The 18411-nt window shown below is 57.3% G+C and carries 14 protein-coding genes; 9 read left to right on the top strand and 5 right to left on the bottom strand.

What is annotated here, in order from left to right; translation table 11 throughout:
- Positions 1–16: 16 nt before the first annotated feature.
- The 6 genes from WF513_RS13660 to WF513_RS13635 all read left to right on the top strand — a co-directional run bounded on the left by WF513_RS13660 (position 17) and on the right by WF513_RS13635 (position 10001).
- Positions 17–1699 carry a fatty acid--CoA ligase gene (locus WF513_RS13660; protein WP_339079933.1) on the top strand — a complete coding sequence of 561 codons (1683 nt, stop codon included), beginning with the start codon at positions 17–19 and terminating at the stop codon, positions 1697–1699.
- 372 nt (positions 1700–2071) lie between these two features.
- A complete protein-coding gene (locus tag WF513_RS13655) occupies positions 2072–3982 on the top strand; it encodes a DUF1302 domain-containing protein (protein WP_339079932.1) in 1911 nt (636 codons plus the stop codon).
- Positions 3983–4011: 29 nt separating this feature from the next.
- Positions 4012–5379: a DUF1329 domain-containing protein gene (locus WF513_RS13650; protein WP_339083585.1), complete on the top strand. Its 1368-nt coding sequence runs from the start codon at positions 4012–4014 to the stop codon at positions 5377–5379.
- A 401-nt stretch (positions 5380–5780) separates the two neighbouring features.
- Positions 5781–8504: a LuxR C-terminal-related transcriptional regulator gene (locus tag WF513_RS13645; protein ID WP_339079931.1), complete on the top strand. Its 2724-nt coding sequence runs from the start codon at positions 5781–5783 to the stop codon at positions 8502–8504.
- A gap of 76 nt (positions 8505–8580) precedes the next feature.
- Complete coding sequence (locus tag WF513_RS13640) at positions 8581–9234, top strand: MBL fold metallo-hydrolase (protein WP_339079930.1); 654 nt, start codon at positions 8581–8583, stop codon at positions 9232–9234.
- A 110-nt stretch (positions 9235–9344) separates the two neighbouring features.
- Positions 9345–10001 (top strand): OmpA family protein, encoded by a 657-nt coding sequence (locus WF513_RS13635; RefSeq protein ID WP_339079929.1) that lies wholly within the window; start codon positions 9345–9347, stop codon positions 9999–10001.
- Between the two features lie 203 nt (positions 10002–10204).
- Here the strand turns inward: WF513_RS13635 and WF513_RS13630 are convergent, their stop codons facing one another.
- The 4 genes from WF513_RS13630 to WF513_RS13615 all read right to left on the bottom strand — a co-directional run bounded on the left by WF513_RS13630 (position 10205) and on the right by WF513_RS13615 (position 15011).
- Complete coding sequence (locus WF513_RS13630) at positions 10205–11110, bottom strand: acyltransferase (protein ID WP_339079928.1); 906 nt, start codon at positions 11108–11110, stop codon at positions 10205–10207.
- A gap of 202 nt (positions 11111–11312) precedes the next feature.
- Entirely contained in the window at positions 11313–13406 is a 2094-nt protein-coding gene (gene pta / locus WF513_RS13625; protein ID WP_339079927.1) for a phosphate acetyltransferase, read from the bottom strand.
- A 56-nt stretch (positions 13407–13462) separates the two neighbouring features.
- Complete coding sequence (locus WF513_RS13620; RefSeq protein WP_339079926.1) at positions 13463–14650, bottom strand: acetate kinase; 1188 nt, start codon at positions 14648–14650, stop codon at positions 13463–13465.
- 10 nt (positions 14651–14660) lie between these two features.
- The gene (locus WF513_RS13615; protein ID WP_339079925.1) at positions 14661–15011 is read right to left on the bottom strand and encodes a DUF3565 domain-containing protein; all 351 of its coding nucleotides are present in this window, start codon (positions 15009–15011) and stop codon (positions 14661–14663) included.
- Between WF513_RS13615 and WF513_RS13610 the strand changes: the two genes are divergently transcribed.
- The 3 genes from WF513_RS13610 to WF513_RS13600 all read left to right on the top strand — a co-directional run bounded on the left by WF513_RS13610 (position 14980) and on the right by WF513_RS13600 (position 17005).
- A complete protein-coding gene (locus WF513_RS13610) occupies positions 14980–15465 on the top strand; it encodes a peptidylprolyl isomerase (RefSeq protein ID WP_339079924.1) in 486 nt (161 codons plus the stop codon). The genes WF513_RS13615 and WF513_RS13610 overlap by 32 nt on opposite strands.
- A 223-nt stretch (positions 15466–15688) precedes the next feature.
- Complete coding sequence (locus tag WF513_RS13605) at positions 15689–16171, top strand: glutathione peroxidase (protein WP_339079922.1); 483 nt, start codon at positions 15689–15691, stop codon at positions 16169–16171.
- Between the two features lie 96 nt (positions 16172–16267).
- The gene (locus WF513_RS13600) at positions 16268–17005 is read left to right on the top strand and encodes a nitroreductase family protein (protein WP_339079920.1); all 738 of its coding nucleotides are present in this window, start codon (positions 16268–16270) and stop codon (positions 17003–17005) included.
- 59 nt (positions 17006–17064) lie between these two features.
- Here the strand turns inward: WF513_RS13600 and WF513_RS13595 are convergent, their stop codons facing one another.
- Positions 17065–18396, bottom strand: a complete 1332-nt coding sequence (locus WF513_RS13595) for a DUF58 domain-containing protein (protein WP_339079919.1) — start codon at positions 18394–18396, stop codon at positions 17065–17067.
- Positions 18397–18411 lie beyond the last annotated feature (15 nt).

Below are 18411 nucleotides of genomic sequence, written 5' to 3'. Positions count from 1 at the left end.
ACAAACAGGTATCGCCATGCTGCAGACCCGTCTGATCGCTCCCGCAGAGAATGCTCACCCCGCGCCGCTGTTGATCAAGCGTCTGCTGTTGTCGGGCATCCGTTACGAAAAAACCCGCGAAATCGTCTATCGCGACCAGTTGCGCTACAGCTATGCCACCCTCAATGAGCGTGTCGCGCGTTTGGCCAATGTGCTTACTGAGGCGGGTGTGAAGGCCGGTGATACCGTGGCCGTGATGGAATGGGACAGCCACCGTTACTTGGAATGCATGTTCGCCGTGCCGATGATCGGCGCGGTGCTGCACACCATTAATATCCGGCTTTCGGCTGATCAGATTCTCTACACCATGAATCACGCCGACGATAAGTTCGTGCTGGTTAACAGCGAGTTTGTGCCGCTGTACAAAAGCATCGAGGGCCAGCTGACCACGGTGCAGAAAACCATTCTGCTGACCGATACCGCCGATAAAACCGCCGAGCTGGGCGGCCTGGTCGGCGAGTATGAAACGCTGCTAGCCGCTACCAGCCCGCGTTATGATTTCGCGGATTTTGACGAAAACTCGGTGGCCACTACTTTCTACACCACCGGCACCACCGGTAACCCCAAGGGCGTGTATTTCAGCCACCGTCAATTGGTGCTGCACACCCTGGCTGCTGCCAGCGTGTTGGGTAGCTTGGACAGCATTCGCCTGCTGGGCACCAACGATGTGTACATGCCCATCACCCCAATGTTCCACGTGCACGCCTGGGGCATGCCTTATGTGGCCACTATGTTGGGGGTTAAGCAGGTTTACCCCGGTCGATATGAGCCGGACATGCTCTGCCAGCTGATTAAAGATGAGAAGGTCACCTTCTCCCATTGCGTACCGACCATTTTGCAAATGGTGATGAGTGCGCCGAGTGCCCAAGGCCATGATTTCGGCGGCCTTAAAATGATCATCGGCGGCAGCGCGCTAAACCGCTCGCTGTACGAAGCGGCCAAAGCGCGCAATATCCAGCTAACCGCTGCCTACGGCATGTCAGAAACCTGCCCGCTGATCTCTTGTGCCCATATCAATGATGAGCTGATGGCCGGCAGCGAAGACGAACGCATCACCTATCGCATCAAAGCCGGCGTACCCGTGCCGTTGGTTGAAGCCGCAATCATGTCCGCCGATGGCACCTTGTTACCGGCCGATGGTGAAACCCAAGGTGAGTTGGTGTTGCGTGCGCCATGGCTGACCCAAGGCTACTACCGCGAGCCGGAGAAGGGCGCAGAGCTTTGGGAACACGGCTGGATGCACACCGGTGACGTAGCGACCATCGACGACTTTGGCTTTATCGACATTCGCGACCGTATTAAAGATGTCATCAAAACCGGCGGCGAATGGATCTCTTCTTTGGCACTGGAAGACCTCATCAGCCGTCATCCGGCGGTACGTGAAGTCGCGGTCGTCGGCGTGCCCGATCCGCAGTGGGGCGAGCGGCCGTTTGCGCTGCTCGTCATCCGCGACGGGCAAAGCCTGGACGTCAAAGGCTTAAAGGAACACCTCAAGCCATTTGTTGATCAGGGCAGCATCAATAAGTGGGCGATACCGTCGCAAATCGCGCTTGTTACCGAAGTTCCCAAGACCAGCGTCGGTAAGTTGGATAAGAAACGCATTCGCCTGGATATCGCCCAATGGCAGGCTGCAGGCAGTCCGTTTCTTTCCACCTTGTAAGGTTTTTTGCCTCGGGTGCGGCACACGCTTCGCCCGAGCGTTGGGTCCACGTGCAGTGTTGTGAACACGGCGCAATCAGAGGCTTTCAGCCAGTTTTAGAACGTATCAATGGGGCAGATTACAGTGTGTCGAGGGCGATGCAGTTCGCACCCAGCACCATCTTTTTTAGTGACTGCTCAGTCAAACAAGCGTTTGGCTTGCTAATTGCTCTCTCCAAGCCATTCTTGGCTCTGCCGGTCGTGCAACACAGGCCGAAACCAGCGAGCCAGAGTGCCTGGGGGCCAAAAATCACCCTTTCGAGGGATCAAGCAGAAGTACCCGCTGGCTATAGTCCGTATCGTCCATAACAAAAAAGCACATGGAGTAGCGTCGATGACAAAAGCAAAACAAATCTGGCGCCTGGCAAAACTGCCGTTGGCCGTCAGCCTCGCATCCACCCTCGCCGCACCTGCATTCGGCGTTACTTTTAATATCGGTGAAATCGAAGGCCAGCTCGATTCGGCTATGTCGGTTGGTTCCAGCTGGTCGGTGCGCGGCGCGGATCCAGATCTGATTGGTTCTAACAACGGTGGTGACGGTCTATCTCAAACCACCGATGATTCGCGTCAAAACTTCAAGAAAGGCGAAACCTTCTCGAAGATCTTCAAGGGTATTCATGACCTTGAGCTCAAATATGGCGACACCGGTGTGTTTGTGCGTGGTAAGTACTGGTACGACTTTGAGTTGAAAGACGAAAGCCGTCTGTTCAAAGATATCAGCGATAGCAACCGCAAAGAAGGTGCCCAGGCGTCTGGTGCACAAATTCTTGACGCATTTGTTTACCACAACTACGCCATTGGCGACCAGCCAGGCTCCGTTCGTTTGGGTAAGCAGGTAGTAAGTTGGGGTGAAAGTACCTTTATTCGTAATAGCATTAACGAAATCAATCCGGTTGATGTTTCAGCATTCCGTCGACCTGGTGCTGAGATTAAAGAGGGCTTGATTCCGGTTAATATGTTTTATGTGGCTCAAAGCCTGACCGAAAACCTTTCTATGGAGGCGTTCTACCAGCTTGAGTGGGATCAGACGGTCGTAGACAACTGCGGCACCTTCTTTGCTCAGCCAGACATTATTGCAGATGGCTGCACTGATAACTTAGCTGTACTGAGCAATAACCCAGCTGCTCGTGCCGGTATTAACAATACTGTCACTGCCCTGGGTCGCCGGGACCTTGCAATAACCCAAACTAATGAAGGTGTAGTTGTAAAACGCAGTGGCGACCGTGATGCTCGTGACAGCGGTCAGTTTGGTACGGCTTTCCGTTACTTCTCTCAGGCGCTCGATACAGAATTCGGCGCCTACTTTATGAACTATCACAGCCGTACACCTGCCTTTAGTGCAGCAGGCCCCGGCGCAGATGTTTATGCAATCGCAAATCGTGCGCCATTTACTACCAACGTTAATTTACAACCTTTACGTCCATTGGTTATTGCTGGTAACTCAAATTATTTCCTTGAGTACCCAGAAGATATCCAGCTTTATGGCTTGAGCTTCTCTACGACCCTGCCAACTGGTACATCAATGGCTGGCGAAATTAGCTATCGTCCCAATGCTCCAGTTCTGCTTAATACAACGGATATTCTTTTCGCTGGCGTAAACCCGTTGGGCGGTTTGTTCGGTAATGCCTCTTTGATCGATGGTCAGCCAGGTCAGGAAGTTAACGGCTACAAGCGCAAAGAAATCACTCAATTTCAAACAACGTTTACTCATTTCTTTGATCAGGTAATGGGCGCCAGTCGTCTTACGCTGGTGGGTGAAGTTGGTGTTGTGCATGTAGGTGGCTTAGAGAGCTCCAGCGATACCCGTTACGGCCGCGATCCGATTTATGGCCCAGGTCCGTTGCCAGCTACTCAGGTTGCTGCAAATACATTTATCAACACTTGCAATGCACTCAATGGAAGTACCCTCGGTACTGCGAGCAGAGAGAACCAGTCCAAGTACTGTGAAGACGATGGCTTTGTAACCAATACAGCTTGGGGCTATCGCGCTCGTGCTATCTGGGACTACCCGGATGTATTCGCCGGCATCAACCTTAAGCCAAGCGTTTCCTGGTCGCACGACGTAGACGGTTACGGTCCAAATGGCTTGTTCACTGAAGGTGCTAAGGCCGTAAGCCTAGGTCTGGATGCTGAATACCAGAACACCTACACCGCTAGCCTGGCGTACACCGACTTCTTCGGTGGTAAATACAACACTGCAATTGACCGTGACTTCGTAGCACTTAGCTTCGGCGTGAACTTCTAAGCGGACGAGATTTGAGGACGAATATGACTATGAAAATAACAAAAAGTCTGCTGCAAACCGGTGCCTTGGCCCTTACGTTGCTGGCTAGCAGCGTGATGGCAGCGGTATCGGCGGATGAAGCAGCCAAGCTGGGTACTTCGCTGACGCCAGTGGGCGCTGAGATGGCTGGTAATGCCGATGGCTCGATCCCAGCTTGGACTGGTGGTCTGCCAACCAACGCCGGCGCCGTCGATGCAGCGGGCTTCCTCGCCGATCCATTCCCTAGCGAGCAGCCGCTGTTCACCATCACGGCGCAGAACGTTGATCAGTACGCCAGCAAGCTGACCCCTGGCCAGCTGGCACTGTTCAAGCGTTACCCAGAAACCTACAAAATGCCGGTATTCCCAACGCATCGCTCGGCAAGCATGCCAGCAGAAATCTTGGCCGCTGCGAAAAATAACGCAGTGAACACCAAGCTGGTTGAGGGCGGTAATGGTCTGGAGAACTTCGAGCAAGCCATCCCCTTCCCCATTCCGAAGGACGGCCTGGAAGCCATCTGGAACCACATCACCCGTTACCGTGGCGGCAGCGTAAAGCGTCTGGTGACTCAGGCCACACCGCAAGCGAACGGCTCCTACAGCTTGGTTTACTTCCAAGATGAGTTCACCTTCCGTGGTGCGCTGCAGGACGTGGATAGCAGCAAAGAAAGCAACGTGCTGTTCTACTTCAAGCAACGTGTAACAGCACCTTCGCGTCTGGCGGGTAACGTGCTGCTGGTTCACGAAACCCTTAACCAGGTGAAAGAGCCGCGTCTGGCATGGTTGTACAACGCCGGTCAGCGTCGCGTTCGTCGTGCACCGCAGGTGTCGTATGACGGCCCAGGCACTGCAGCCGATGGTCTGCGTACCTCTGACAACTTCGACATGTTCAACGGTGCTCCAGATCGGTATGACTGGGTACTTAACGGTAAGAAGGAAATCTACATTCCTTACAACAGCTACCGTTTGGACTCGCCGAAGCTGAAATATGACGAGATCGTTAAGGCTGGCCATATCAACCAAGACCTGACCCGTTATGAACTGCACCGTGTATGGCATGTGACCGCCACCCTGAAATCAGGCGAGCGCCACATCTATGCTAAGCGTGACTTCTTCATCGACGAAGACACCTGGCAAGCGGCTCAGATCGACCACTACGACGGTCGCGGTACCCTGTGGCGTGTGGCTGAAGCCCATGCTATGTACTACTACGACAAGCAAGTACCTTGGTACAGCATCGAGACCCTGTATGACCTGCTGTCGGGTCGTTACTTGGCGCTGGGCATGAAGAACGAAGAGAAAAATTCCTACGAGTTCGGCTACCCAGCCAAGGAAAGCGACTACACCCCAGCGGCCCTGCGCCAGGCGGGCGTTCGCTAAACCTGTGTAACGTTGCATAAAAACCGGCCTGCGAAGGCCGGTTTTTTTATGGCTTCAATTCAGGGCGCCTCAAGTGTTAGGCAGTCCATGCGCCGGGTAAGTGGGTGCAAAGCGCAGCCACGCCAAGCTAATGCTCAAATGCGACCCCTGTAGGAGCGAGCTTGCTCGGGAAGCTTTTGTCGTTAGTGCTATTTTTCAAGTGACCTCAGTAAGCCCGTGCCCGCGAAGCATTTGCCATGCCGGATCGCCAGCCATTGGCGGCCATCACTATGCGGTCTATGCATAAGTAATCATTGCCACTTAAGGGCTGAGGCGCATCAATGCTTCAAATACGGGCATCAAGACGCTAGGCTGCGGGGCATTGGTAGTGCCTCTGCCTGACGACTACAAGAAACCGGCTGATGACTGATTTGCCCCCACTTCCTGGCTTAATTGCCGCGCCCAACCTTTTGGGCGGGCACTTCTATCGGCCGCCGTTGCCCGTCAGTTATGTGCCACGCCCAGGGCTATGCGAGCGCTTACTAAGTGGTTTGTCAGGTCGGCTGCTGCTGGTCAGTGCGCCGGCGGGCTTCGGTAAAAGTTCATTAGCCATCGAATTTTGTCAGCATTTACCTGAGCAGTGGCAAAGCCTGTGGTTGGGTTTGAGTTCGCGTGACAGTGATCCCGGGCGCTTTCTGGAACGATTACTCAGCGGCCTGCAACAGTTCTTTCCAGCCGTCGGGCAGGAGGCGCTGGGCTTGTTGCGCTTGCGCCAGCGGCATCAACCGTTCGCCTTCGAGGAGTGGCTTGATGGTTTGATCGATGAGTTGACGCTGCGTCTCGATCCTCTGCAACCGCTGCTGTTGGTGCTGGATGATTACCACTTAGCCCAAGGCGCGGTCCTTGATCGTTGCTTGCAGTCTCTCCTGAGCCATTTGCCAGCTGGCTTAGTGATATTGGTGACCAGTCGCCAGCGCCCGGATTGGCATTTGTCGCGTTTGCGCCTGTCGCGCCAACTGCTGGAGTTGCACGAGCAGGACTTACGCCTTAGCGAACGCGAAAGTACCGAGCTGCTGGCTTTACAGGGTTCGGTGTTGTCCGCTGAGGCGCTGACGGTTCTGCTGCAGCGCAGCGAAGGTTGGGTGGCCGGTTTGCGCTTGTGGTCGCTGGCCGCCAGCGAAATGCAGGAGCCGGGGGAGATCTCGACGCGGGCTCAAGGTGCTGATGGGCTAATCCATGACTACCTGCTGGAAGAGGTGATCGAACGCCAGCCAGCCGAGGTACAAGCCTTTCTCTATGACACCGCTAGCCAAGAACGTTTTTGCGCCGAGCTGTGTGACGCCCTGCGCGACGCCCATGACAGCGCCGCGATCCTTCGTCACCTGCAAGCGCATCAGGTGTTTCTGGTGCCGCTGGATGAGCAAAGCAAATGGTTTCGCTACCACCATCTGTTTTCCGATCTGCTGCGCAGCCGACCGCAACCCTCTGTGGGTTTACATCTGCGCGCGTGTCGCTGGTTCAGTGCCGAAGGTTTGTTGGATGAGGCCATTGAGCAGGCTCTGCGTGCCGGGCAACCGGATGTTGCCGCGAATTTGGTGCAGAACCTTTCTGAAGAACAACTGCTGGCTGAACAGAACGTCGCCACGTTGCTGCGTTGGAAGATGGATTTGCCGGACAGCCTGCTGACCAGCACGCCGCGCTTGATTCTGTTGTACGGCTGGGCCTTGGCCTTGGCTTGCCAGCTTGATGCGGCCGAAGAGCTGCTCGCTAAGCTCGGGCGATTTCTGCCAGCACGCAACCGTGCGGAGCAGGAAGGCCTGTTAGCGCAATGGCTGGCCCTAAATGGGGTGATGGCTCGTGGCCGCGGTGACAGTGCTAAGGCGCAGGCCTATTGCATTGAGGCGCTGAGTTGCTTGCCGCAGGACCGTTATGGTCAGCGCTTGATGTGCTTGTCCAGCCTCGCCAACCTCGCGGTTGTGCAGGGCGACCTGTGGCGCGCCCGAGGGCTGAATCGCGAGGCATTAGAATTAGCGCAACGGGTCGGTAATCCACTGTTTGAGGCTTTGGCTCACTATGATCGAGCGCGGGTTCTGCAGGCTCGGGGCGAAGTGGTGCGGGCGCTGGATGAAGTGCGTCAGGGTCAGCAGTGTCTAGCGGGTCTGTCGGCGCGGCGTCAGTACGCGGTACGGGGTCGATTGACTTTGTATGAAGGCTACTTGCTGAGCCTACGTTTAGAGCCGCAGCAAGCGCGGCACAAGCTGCTGGCCGGGATTGCAGAAGCGCGCGGTTGCCGTGATATCAGTGTGCTGATTGGCTACTGCGTGCTGGCCAGTCTGGAGGGCCGCAGCGGTCATTTACCTGAAGCTTTCGCCCAGCTGGCTGAAGCTGAGCGCTTGATGCACGTCTGGGATATCCCGCCGATCTACTACTTGGCGATGATCACCCTGACAAAATGTGAGCTGTGGCTGCGCCAAGGGCAGGGTGAGTTGGCCGGCGTCTGGTTGAGCCGTCTGCAGGATGCCTATGGCGGCGAGCATGCGGCTGCCGCTCCCGAGTTCCATCCGCAACTGCCGTTGCACATCCAATTGTACCTAGCCGCGTTTGAGCGCTTGCAGGGCGAAGAGGAAGCGGCTGAACGACGTTTGCGAGGTTTGATTCAGTTGGCGCAGAACGCTGGCGGGCAGTTGCTGGGCGCGATAGCGCAGATGAAACTGACGGCCTTGTTGCGCGAAGGTGGGCGGGAACCTGAGGCGAAACAACAGCTGCGCAGTGCTCTACAAGCGTCCGCTGGGGGTGGGTTGCTACCTTTTTACGATGTGTTGAACCGCCAAACCGAATGGCTGCGCGAGCAGTTACTGGCTCAGCCAGCCAGCCCGCTAGTTGAAGCCTTGCAACAGTATTTACCGCGCACAGCGCCAGCGGTGAACCAAGAAGAGCATGCGGTTTTAATTGATGCGCTAAGCACCCGCGAACGCGGTGTGTTGGAGCTGATCGCCCAAGGCTGCTCTAATCAGGAAATCAGCGAGCGGCTGTTTATCTCTTTGCACACCGTGAAAACCCATGCCAGGCACATCAACAGTAAGCTCGGCGTCGAGCGCCGTACTCAGGCTGTGGCACGGGCTAAAACGCTCGGGTTACTGGGCTGATTCATGCGTTATTAAAAGATCAAGTTAGGCGCATAGGGGTTTTGTAAGTTTGTATATGCCTATTAGAGGAACAACCATGACCACCGCCGCAACGCCACCGCCGACCCTTATCCGCGAAACCTTTCCCGTCGGGCCTTTGCAGTGCAACTGCACGATCATCGGTGACCCGGTGACGAAGAAGGCCATTGTGGTTGATCCGGGTGGCAATCCGGAGATGATCATGGCGCGTTTGGACGCCCATGGCCTCAAGGTGGTGAGCATCATCCATACCCACGCCCATCTGGATCATTTTCTCGCTTCCGGTCAGCTGAAGGAGATGACGGGCGCGACCCTACACCTGCATAAAGAGGATCAGTTCCTTTGGGACAATCTAGAAATGCAGTGCGGCATGTTTGGTGTGCCCTATGTGCCGGTGCCTGCGCCAGATCAGTGGTTGAGTGATGATCAGGCACTGGATTGCGGCTGCGGCGTAGCGCTGCATACGCCGGGGCATACGCCAGGCTCGATGAGTTTCTGGTTCCCACACGATAAGCTGTTGATCGCTGGCGATACGCTGTTTAAGGGGGGAATTGGCCGCACTGATTTATGGGGTGGGGATTACTCGACCATTGAGCGCTCGATCAAGCAGCGGCTGTATAGTTTGGATGAAGACGCCACGGTCGTGACCGGGCATGGGGCTGATACGCGGTTGGGTGATGAGATGCGCACTAATCCCTTTATTCGTGCCTAGCCAGCGCTGGGTTTAACGCGTGACGTTGCCCATAAATGAACTTTGCTCAGTTTTACGGTTCGAAAAATCCAGCGTAAGCCTGTATCTAATTGAAAAATAAGGAAGCACGTATGAACCTTTGGCGAAATCTTGCAGTGATAACCCTCGGTCTCGGCGTGCTCGCCGGCTGTACCACTAACCCCTATACCGGTGAGCGTGAAGCGGGCAAGGCGGGTATTTACGGTGGCGTCGGTGCTGTTACCGGCGCCGTGATCGGTGCCGCCACGTCTAGTAAGAAGGATCGCGGCAAAGGCGCCCTGATTGGCGCGGCAGTGGGCGGCGCCGCAGGCGGCGGCTACGGTTATTACGCAGACACTCAAGAAGCCAAACTGCGCCAGACGCTGCAAGGCACGGGCGTGCAGGTGCAGCGCAATGGCGATGACCTCAAGCTGATCATGCCGGGCAACATCACCTTTGCCAGCAATTCAGCAGATATTTCCAGCAGTTTCTACCCAACCCTTAACTCATTGGTCACGGTGTTTAAAGAGTTCAACAAAAATGGTGTCGATATAGTTGGGCATACCGACAGCACGGGCTCTTATGAGTTGAACCAGAACCTCTCCAACCGACGTGCCCAAAGCGTTGCTTCTTACCTGAGCGGCAATGGCGTACCAGCCTCGCGGTTGTCGTCCTATGGCGCCGGTTCGAGCCAAGCGATCGCCAGCAACAGCAGCGAAGCAGGCCGCGCACAGAACCGCCGGGTAGAAATCAACCTGCGTCCGCTGTAACCGCTAAGTATCAAACACGCCGCGTACCCGAAAGGGTGCGCGGCTTTTTTATGCCCAATGGTTGAGCGCTTAGGTTGTTTGCGTTTGCGCTTCTCCACCATTTATGGAGGAGAACGAACACTCACGAAGCTGATCCCATCCGCTGCAGCGGAGATAACTAAGGTCGCGGGTGAGGTGGCCTTTTTACCGCAGAACCGCTTCCGTCAGCGGGCTGGGAAACGCTGTTTCAGTTCATCCAACTGCGCATCTTTATCCAACCAGAGCTGATTGACCCACTGCTGAAATTGCAGGCGGTAGGCATCGTCTTGATCGTAATTGCCGCCAATAAATGCCTTAGGAATTGGCCGCTCCTCGACGCGCACCACCACCTGTTCGATCCTGCCGCACAGCAAGTCCCAGAAGCCCGGTGTGCCTTGTGGGTAGTGGATGGTGACGTTAACTACGCTGTGCAGTTGCTCGCCCATGGCATCCAGAACAAAGGCAATGCCGCCCGCCTTGGGTTTGAGCAGGTGCTTGAAGGGCGACTGCTGCTGGGCATGCTTGGCAGGTGACAGGCGTGTGCCTTCGAGGAAGTTGAACACCGACACCGGATTAGTTTTATAACGCTCGCAGGCTTTGCGCGTGGTGGCCAAGTCTTGACCACGTTTTTCCGGGTGTTTGACCAGGTATTCCTTGCTGAAGCGCTTCATAAAAGGAAACTCCAGCGCCCACCAACACAGGCCAATCACTGGCACCCAGATCAATTCCTGCTTGAGAAAAAACTTGAGAAACGGCGCGCGGCGGTTGAGCTGGTATTGCAGTACCAGAATATCGACCCAGCTCTGGTGGTTGCTGGTGACCAGATAGGAGTGCTGTTTGTCCAGGCTTTGCAGTCCGGCCACATCCCAGCGGGTGCGGCCAACCTGGTTCATCCAGAATTTGTTGGTAGAAATCCAGAACTCCGCGGTCGCATGCATGCCAGCACGCAGCGCGCGCTGCACCTTAGGGATCGGCAGGAGGAACTTCAGCAGGGCGCCGATAAACAGCGGCCAGCAGCAGATTAGGGTATTCAGGGCGAGCAGCAGGCCAGCAATTAGGCCGCGCAGTGGAGCAGGCAGAACATGCAGCATGGGGACTCGTGCCTCAAAAAGTGGGGCTTTGGCCCCGGCTTATCTATATGCCTGCGGTTTTCCACCACAGATCGGTCGGCGCACAGATTACCGCCTGTACCCCCAGCTGCAAACCTTTCAAAGCACGGCTAATCCCGGAGGTTCATGGCATTTCAGTGCTCTTAGCCGGCCATAGCAGTCCCTTGGCCGGCCTTGGTGCGGGTTATTGCGGCAGGTTGGCTGCTTGGATGGCGGTCAGGGCGATGGTGTAGACGATGTCGTCGACTAGTGCCCCGCGTGACAGGTCATTTACCGGCTTACGCAAGCCCTGCAGCATGGGGCCGACGCTGATGCAGTCGGCGCTGCGTTGCACGGCTTTGTAGGTGGTGTTGCCGGTGTTGAGATCGGGGAAGATAAACACCGTAGCGCGTCCGGCCACTGGGCTATTCGGCGCTTTTTGCCGACCGACGCTGGCGATCGCAGCGGCGTCGTATTGCAGCGGGCCATCAAGCAGCAGGTTGGGCTGCAGCGCGCGTGCTAGGCGGGTAGCCTCGCGGACTTTCTCGACCTCTTCGCCAGTGCCAGAGTCGCCCGTGGAGTAGCTGAGCAGCGCCACCCGCGGGATGATGCCAAAGGCGCTGGCCGAGGCCGCGCTTTGCAAGGCTATTTCCGCCAGTTCCACCGCCGTTGGGTCTGGGTTAACGGCGCAGTCGCCATACACCAGGACCTGGTCGGGCAGCAGCATAAAGAACACCGATGACACCAAGTTATACCCCGGAGCGGTTTTGATTAGCTGCAAGGCCGGGCGGATGGTGTTGGCGGTGGTGTTAATCGCACCGGAAACCAGACCGTCAACCTCATCAAGGGCGAGCATCATGGTGCCCAGCACCACCGTATCTTCCAGCTGAGCGGCGGCCATCGGCGCGTTCAGCCCTTTGCCTTTGCGCAGCTCGACCATGGGGCCAACATAGCGTTCACGGATCAGATCTGGGTCAAGAATTTCCAGCCCTTCTGGCAACTCAATGCCCTGCACGCGCGCCACCGCGTAGACGTCTTCTGGTTTGGCCAGCAGTACGCAACGGGCGATACCGCGCGCTTGGCAAATGGCCGCTGCTCTGACGGTGCGGGGTTCGCTGCCCTCTGGTAGGACAATACGTTTATTGGCAGCCTTGGCGCGCTGCACCAATTGATAGCGGAATGCTGGCGGCGACATGCGCAGCTCGCGCGGCCTGCCGCAGCGGGCAAACAGCCACTCATGGTCGATATGGCTGGCGACGAAGTCGGCGACATTTTCTGCGCGCTCTTTGTCGTCGACCGGGATTTCCTTGTTCAGGCGGTTCAGGTTAGTGGCGGTGTCGTAGGAGCCGGTGCTCACCGTCATCACCGGTAAGCCGCTCTGCAACGCACCCCGGCATAGCTCCATGATGCGTGGGTCGGGGGCGAAGTCGCTGCACAGCAACAAGCCCGCCAGCGGCATGCCGTTCATGGCTGCGAGGCTGGCGGCGAGAATGATGTCGTCACGATCCCCCGGCGTCACCACCAGCGTGCCGGGCTTGAGCAGTTGCACGGTGTTGGCCACGGCGCGGGCGCACAGCACGATTTTCAGCATGCGCCGCTGCTCGTATTCGCCGGCATTGAGAATGCGCGCGCCCAGCAGGTCGGCAATGTCGCGGGTGCGCGGGGCGTTCAGCTCCTCCTGCCAGGGGATGCAGCCGAGCAAACGAAAATCATCAGTTTTCAGCAGCGGTGAAAGTTCTTTCAGGCGGTTGGCGAAGGCCTCGATACCATCCTCGCTGCGCACCTTATTAAGGATTACGCCGAGCACTTTTTCATCTTGCGGGCCACCAAACAGCTGGGCCTGGATGTCCACGCGGTCACTCAGCTCACTGAGGCTTTCCTGCTCCGGCGCGGAAACCAGAATCACCTCGGCATCCAGGCTTTTGGCCAGGTGGAAGTTAACCCGCGCGGCATAGCTGGCTTGGCGCGTGGGCACCATGCCCTCAACGATGATCACGTCTTTGCCGGCAGAGGCCTCTTGAAAGAGGCTGATAATTTCCTCCAGCAACTCATCCAACTGACCATCGCCGAGCATGCGCTCAACATGTGCCAGGGCCAACGGTTTGGGCGAATACAGCCCGTGGGTGCGGGCGATCAGCTCACTGGAGCGCTCAGGGCCCATGTCACCTTGATGCGGTTGGGCGATTGGTTTGAAAAAGCCGACCTTAAGGCCTGTCCGCTCCAGAGCGCCAACTAAGCCGAGGCTGATTGAGGTCAGACCGACACCAAAACCGGTAGGGGCAATAAAAAAGGTGTGCATGCAGTCTCCATGTATAGGGTGTCGTTGAGCGTGCAGCCTTTTGGGCTGCTTAGCGCTCAGGCTGCAAGTAGCGCCAGGGTATCGAGGGCAATCTGTCGCTCTTCATTGGTCGGTATAACCAAAACGCGCGGGTGGCCGTGGGCGTTAATCGGCCCAGCCGCGCCGCGCACGGTGCTGGCGTTGGTTGTCTCGTCGAGGCGTAGATTAAATAATTGAAGGTGGCTGACTGTCTTGCTGCGGATCAGCGCTGAGTTTTCGCCAATGCCGCCGGTAAAAATCAGCCCGTCGAGTCGGGGCAGGGCGCAGGTCATGGCCGCGAGAGATTTGGCCAAGCGATAGCAGAACACCTCAATGGCCAGTGTCGCGCCGACATGGCCTTGTTCGCGGGCTTGCTCCAGGGTGCGCATGTCATTGGACAGCGCGGACAGCCCGAGCAAACCGCTCTCTTTATTGAGCAAGGTTTCAATCTGCTCCAGGCTCCAGCCCAGGGTGCGCGCCAGATGGCTGTGCAGGTTAGGGTCGACATCGCCGCTGCGCGTGCCCATCACCACGCCTTCCAGTGGCGTCAGGCCCATGCTGGTGTCGCGGCTCAGGCCATCGACAATCGCACAGGTTGAGCAGCCGTTACCCAAGTGCGCGACCAGCCAGCTGCTGGCATTCAATGCAAGGCCGCTCATCTCAGCGCCGCGTTGGCTGACAAAGCGGTGGCTGGTGCCGTGAAAGCCATAACGGCGCACACCATGTTCACGATAGAGCGGCTCGGGCAGGGCATAGCGGTAAGCGTGTTCGGGCAAGGTTTGGTGGAATGCGGTATCGAACACGGCCACGTGCGGCAGGCTCGGGAACAGACTCATGGCCGCCTCTATGCCCAGCAGGTTGGCCGGGTTATGCAGCGGCGCTAACGGCGCGGTGGCGCGGATGGCGGCGATGGTTGAATGATCCAGCGCGCAGGCGGCGGTGAAATGCTCGCCGCCATGCACCACACGGTGACCAATACCCTGCAGCTGACCGCCAGCCGCTGCCTCAACCAGGGGTAATAACTGGGCGAGGGCGACACTGTGGTCCGCATAAGGCAGCGGTAGGCTGTGTTTGTGGCCATCTTGTTGCCAGTGGACTTGCGCATCAGCATCACCGAGGCGCTCGGCCATACCGCTCAGGGCGAATGGCTCATGGTCTTCGTCAACCAGAGCAAATTTGATCGACGAGCTGCCGCAGTTGATCACCAGAATGTTGCGTGCGGGCATTTACCGCTCCTTAGTTAAGATCATGTTGTGCAGGCTGCATGGCCTTCTCATGGGCTTGATATTCGGCTGCGCACCAGCCGCAGACGAAAGGCTTACCTCGCTGCGCGTTGCGTTGTTTGGCGTTCAATACCCAGGCACGATTCTGCCAGGGCGGTTGGTGGCGAAGGTGCTGCGTATGGCCGCAGGACAATACTGCCACCCAATCGCCGTGTTCATCCTGACGAAAATCAAGCAGCCGGGCTGGCCGTCCGTCTGTGCTCGGTTCGCTTTCGCGCGTGCCCTTGGGTAAACTTGCCCGCTCTTTATTTCCAAGCAAAAGGTCCTGCCCCATGCTGATCGCCGCCAATAAGGCCGTCTCCATCGACTATACCCTGACTAACGATGCCGGTGAGGTGATCGATAGTTCCGCAGGCGGCGCGCCGCTGGTTTTTCTTCACGGTGCTGGAAACATCATCGGTGGCCTGGAAAAAGCCCTGTTGGGCAAGCAGGTTGGCGACGAAATGGACGTTTCCATCGAGCCTGAAGATGCCTATGGCGAGTACAGCGCCGAACTGGTCACGACCCTTAGCCGTTCAATGTTTGAAGGCGTGGATGAACTGGAAGTTGGCATGCAGTTTCATGCCTCGGGTCCAGACGGTGGTATGCAAATTGTCACTATCCGTGAGTTGGACGGTGATGATGTAATTGTTGACGGTAACCATCCGCTAGCCGGCCAGCGCCTGCACTTTAAAATCAAAATTGTTGACGTGCGTGATGCCAGTGAAGAAGAAGTGGCCCATGGGCATATTCATGGCGAAGGCGGTCACCATCATTAAGCAATAACCGTGTGTCGTAGCCGCGAGTCGACTTATGGTCGTATCTACTGCTGGCTCGACTGCTAAGCTGAAACAGTAGAAAGGCGCCTTCAACTAGGCGCTTTTTTTGTGACCCGCCATCCTTGGCGGTCACCTTGCGGGCCGTCGCGGTGCGACGTTAAAAATGGCTCCTGGCCATTTTTTGTCCGTTACACGTAACCTGTGTGTTCTCAAGGAGTTAACGATGAGTGCCTTTCACGACCTCAACCTGCGTGCACTGGATGGCCAAGAGTTGCCGCTGGCTCCTTTTAAGGGGCAGGTGGTGTTGGTGGTCAATGTGGCCTCCAAGTGCGGTTTGACGCCTCAATACGCCGGCTTAGAAGCGCTTTATCAGCAGTACAAAGACCAAGGCTTCAACGTATTGGGCTTGCCGTGCAACCAGTTTGCCGCGCAGGAACCGGACAGCGAGCAGGCCATAGCTGAGTTCTGCAGCCTTAATTACGGCGTCACGTTTGCGCTGGGCAGCAAGCTTGAAGTCAACGGGCCGGATCGTCACCCCTTGTACCGTCTACTGGCCGGCGAGGGGGCTGAGTTTCCGGGTGATATCACTTGGAATTTCGAGAAATTCTTGGTCGGCCCGGATGGTCGCGTGCTGGCGCGATTCTCCCCGCGCACCACGCCGGATGATCCAGCTCTGATCCAGGCGATCGAGAAAGCCCTGGCTTAAGGCCATTTACGCCAAGGCTGCGGACAAAGTGCGGTGAATGCTTGTTCGCAGGCTGGCTTGCCGGCTTAATCGGGCGACCTGCAGAGGACGCCCCCCATGACTCAGTTTGTTTCCGATAACGCCATAGCCTCCACCCCACCTGCCGCCCTGCGCGAACTGATCGAAAGTCGCCGCGCGGTGCGACGCTTTACTGCCGAAGCAGTGCCCGATGACGTGGTGCGCGACTGCTTGGAACTGGCCGTCTTAGCGCCTAACTCTTGCAACCTGCAGCCCTGGAGTTTTCAGGTAATTCGCGATCCGGCGTTGTTAGCGTTATTGCACCCCATCTGCATGAGCCAGAATGCCGCCAAAGCCCCGTTGATTATTGCTGTGCTGGCGCGCCCGGATACGTGGCAGCAGGCCTGCCAAAACGTCATTAAATATTGGCCGGAACCTGAAGTGCCGGCGCGCATTCGCAGTTTCTACAGCAAGACCGCACCGTTCCAATACAACCAAGGGCCATTCGGTTTGCTCGGTTTGTTCAAGCGCCAGTTGCTGCGCGTGGCCGCCTGGCGTAAGCCGCTGATGCGTGCGCCGAACAGCCGCGCGCAGATGCGTATCTGGGCGGTGAAGTCCACGGCACTGGCCGCGCAAAATCTGATGTTGGCCTTCCAAAGCCATGGTTATGCCACGTGCCCCATGGAAGGTTTTGATGAAGTGCGTTTGCGCAAGACGCTGAGTATTCCGCGCCAGGCCTTACCGATCATGCTGCTGGCGGTAGGCAAACAGGATGAGAAGGGCGTGTACAACCCGCGTCTGCGCTTTCCGCTGGAGCAGCACGTGACGTGGTTGTAGTCGTTGCTTAACGGTTATAACGCCGTATCGCCGACGCGCAGCAGATACGGGCCGGGCTCTTAGAGCAAGCCGGCTTTTTTCCAAGCCAGATAACTGCTCACCAACTGCGGCCCCAGCTCACTGGGGCGTGCATCCAGTACCGGTACTTTGTGGGCAATTAAGCGCTCATGCAGGCCGGCGCGGGCGTTGAGGTAGTCCAAGGTGCCGCAGTAATCCAAGGCGCTGGATAAATCCTCTACGGGGGTATGCCGCAGCGTATCGAGCACTTCTTCACGTAGGCTGGCGACCAGCACGCGGTGCTGGCGGCTTAGGCGTTTGGCCGCGCCGAGTAGGGCGTGATCGTCCTCATCGCGCAGGTTGGTCACAAGCACCACCAGCGCGCGGCGGCGTTGACGGCTGAGCAACTGCTCAACGGCCGCGCTGAAGTCAGCCGGTTGTTGCGTGCTGCGTAAGTCGTACAGGGCGTTGAGCAGCACATTCAGCTGCGCCTGGCCTTTAACCGGCGCGATAAAGCGTGGTTGTTCGCTGGCAAAGGTTGCCAAACCCACCGCGTCACCTTGGCGCAACGCCACATAGCTGAGCAGCAAGCACGCATTCAGGGCGTGGTCGAAGTGCGACAGCTCGCCGTCTTGGCTGCGCATGCGTCGGCCGCAGTCGAGCAAGAAGATAATCTGTTGGTCGCGCTCATCTTGATACTCGCGGGCAATCGGTGTGCGCTTGCGCGCCGTGGCTTTCCAGTCGATTTGCCGCATGGTGTCGCCGTCACGAAATTCGCGCAGTTGGTGAAACTCCTGACCGAGCCCGCGACGTTGCTGCTGGCGCACACCGAGTTGGCTGATCCAGTCATCCACGGCCATCAATTGCGCGCCATATAAACGCGCGAAGTCCGGATAGACGCGGGTGTCACCTGTCAGCGGCAGATAACGCCGCGCCCGCCAAAGGCCCATGGGGCTTGGCAGGCTGATTTCACACTGGGTAAATTGGAAGTGCCCACGTTGCAGCGGCCTTACCCGGTAGCTGATCTTGGTCTGTTCGCCGGGGCGTAAATCAGCCAGCAGGGGCAGATGCTCAAACGCCATCTCGCCCGGTAGATGGTCGAATACCTCAACCTGTACTGAGCGCAAGTAACTGTGTTGCAGGGTTAAGCGCACGTCGCTCCAGCGTCCCAGCGGCAGGTTGCCGGGCAACTGCCGCTGGATATGCGGTGATGTGAGCTGGCGCACGCGTACGCCGTCGATCACTGTCAGGCCGAGCAATACCAGCAGCAAACCCCAGTACATCGATGTGAAACTGCGCGGTACGTTGACGCCTAAGGCGCTGCAGATGCCTAGCGCTGTGCCAAAGACGAACAGACCCGCGAGCAGCGCCAGTAACGCGCGTGAGGGTTTCATGCCGTAGCGCCTTTC

This window comes from Pseudomonas sp. TMP9, assembly GCF_037943105.1.
Taxonomy (GTDB): Bacteria; Pseudomonadota; Gammaproteobacteria; order Pseudomonadales; family Pseudomonadaceae; genus Aquipseudomonas.
The sequence above is the reverse complement of the archived record's forward strand: the minus strand, read 5'-3'. Positions and strand labels throughout refer to the sequence as shown.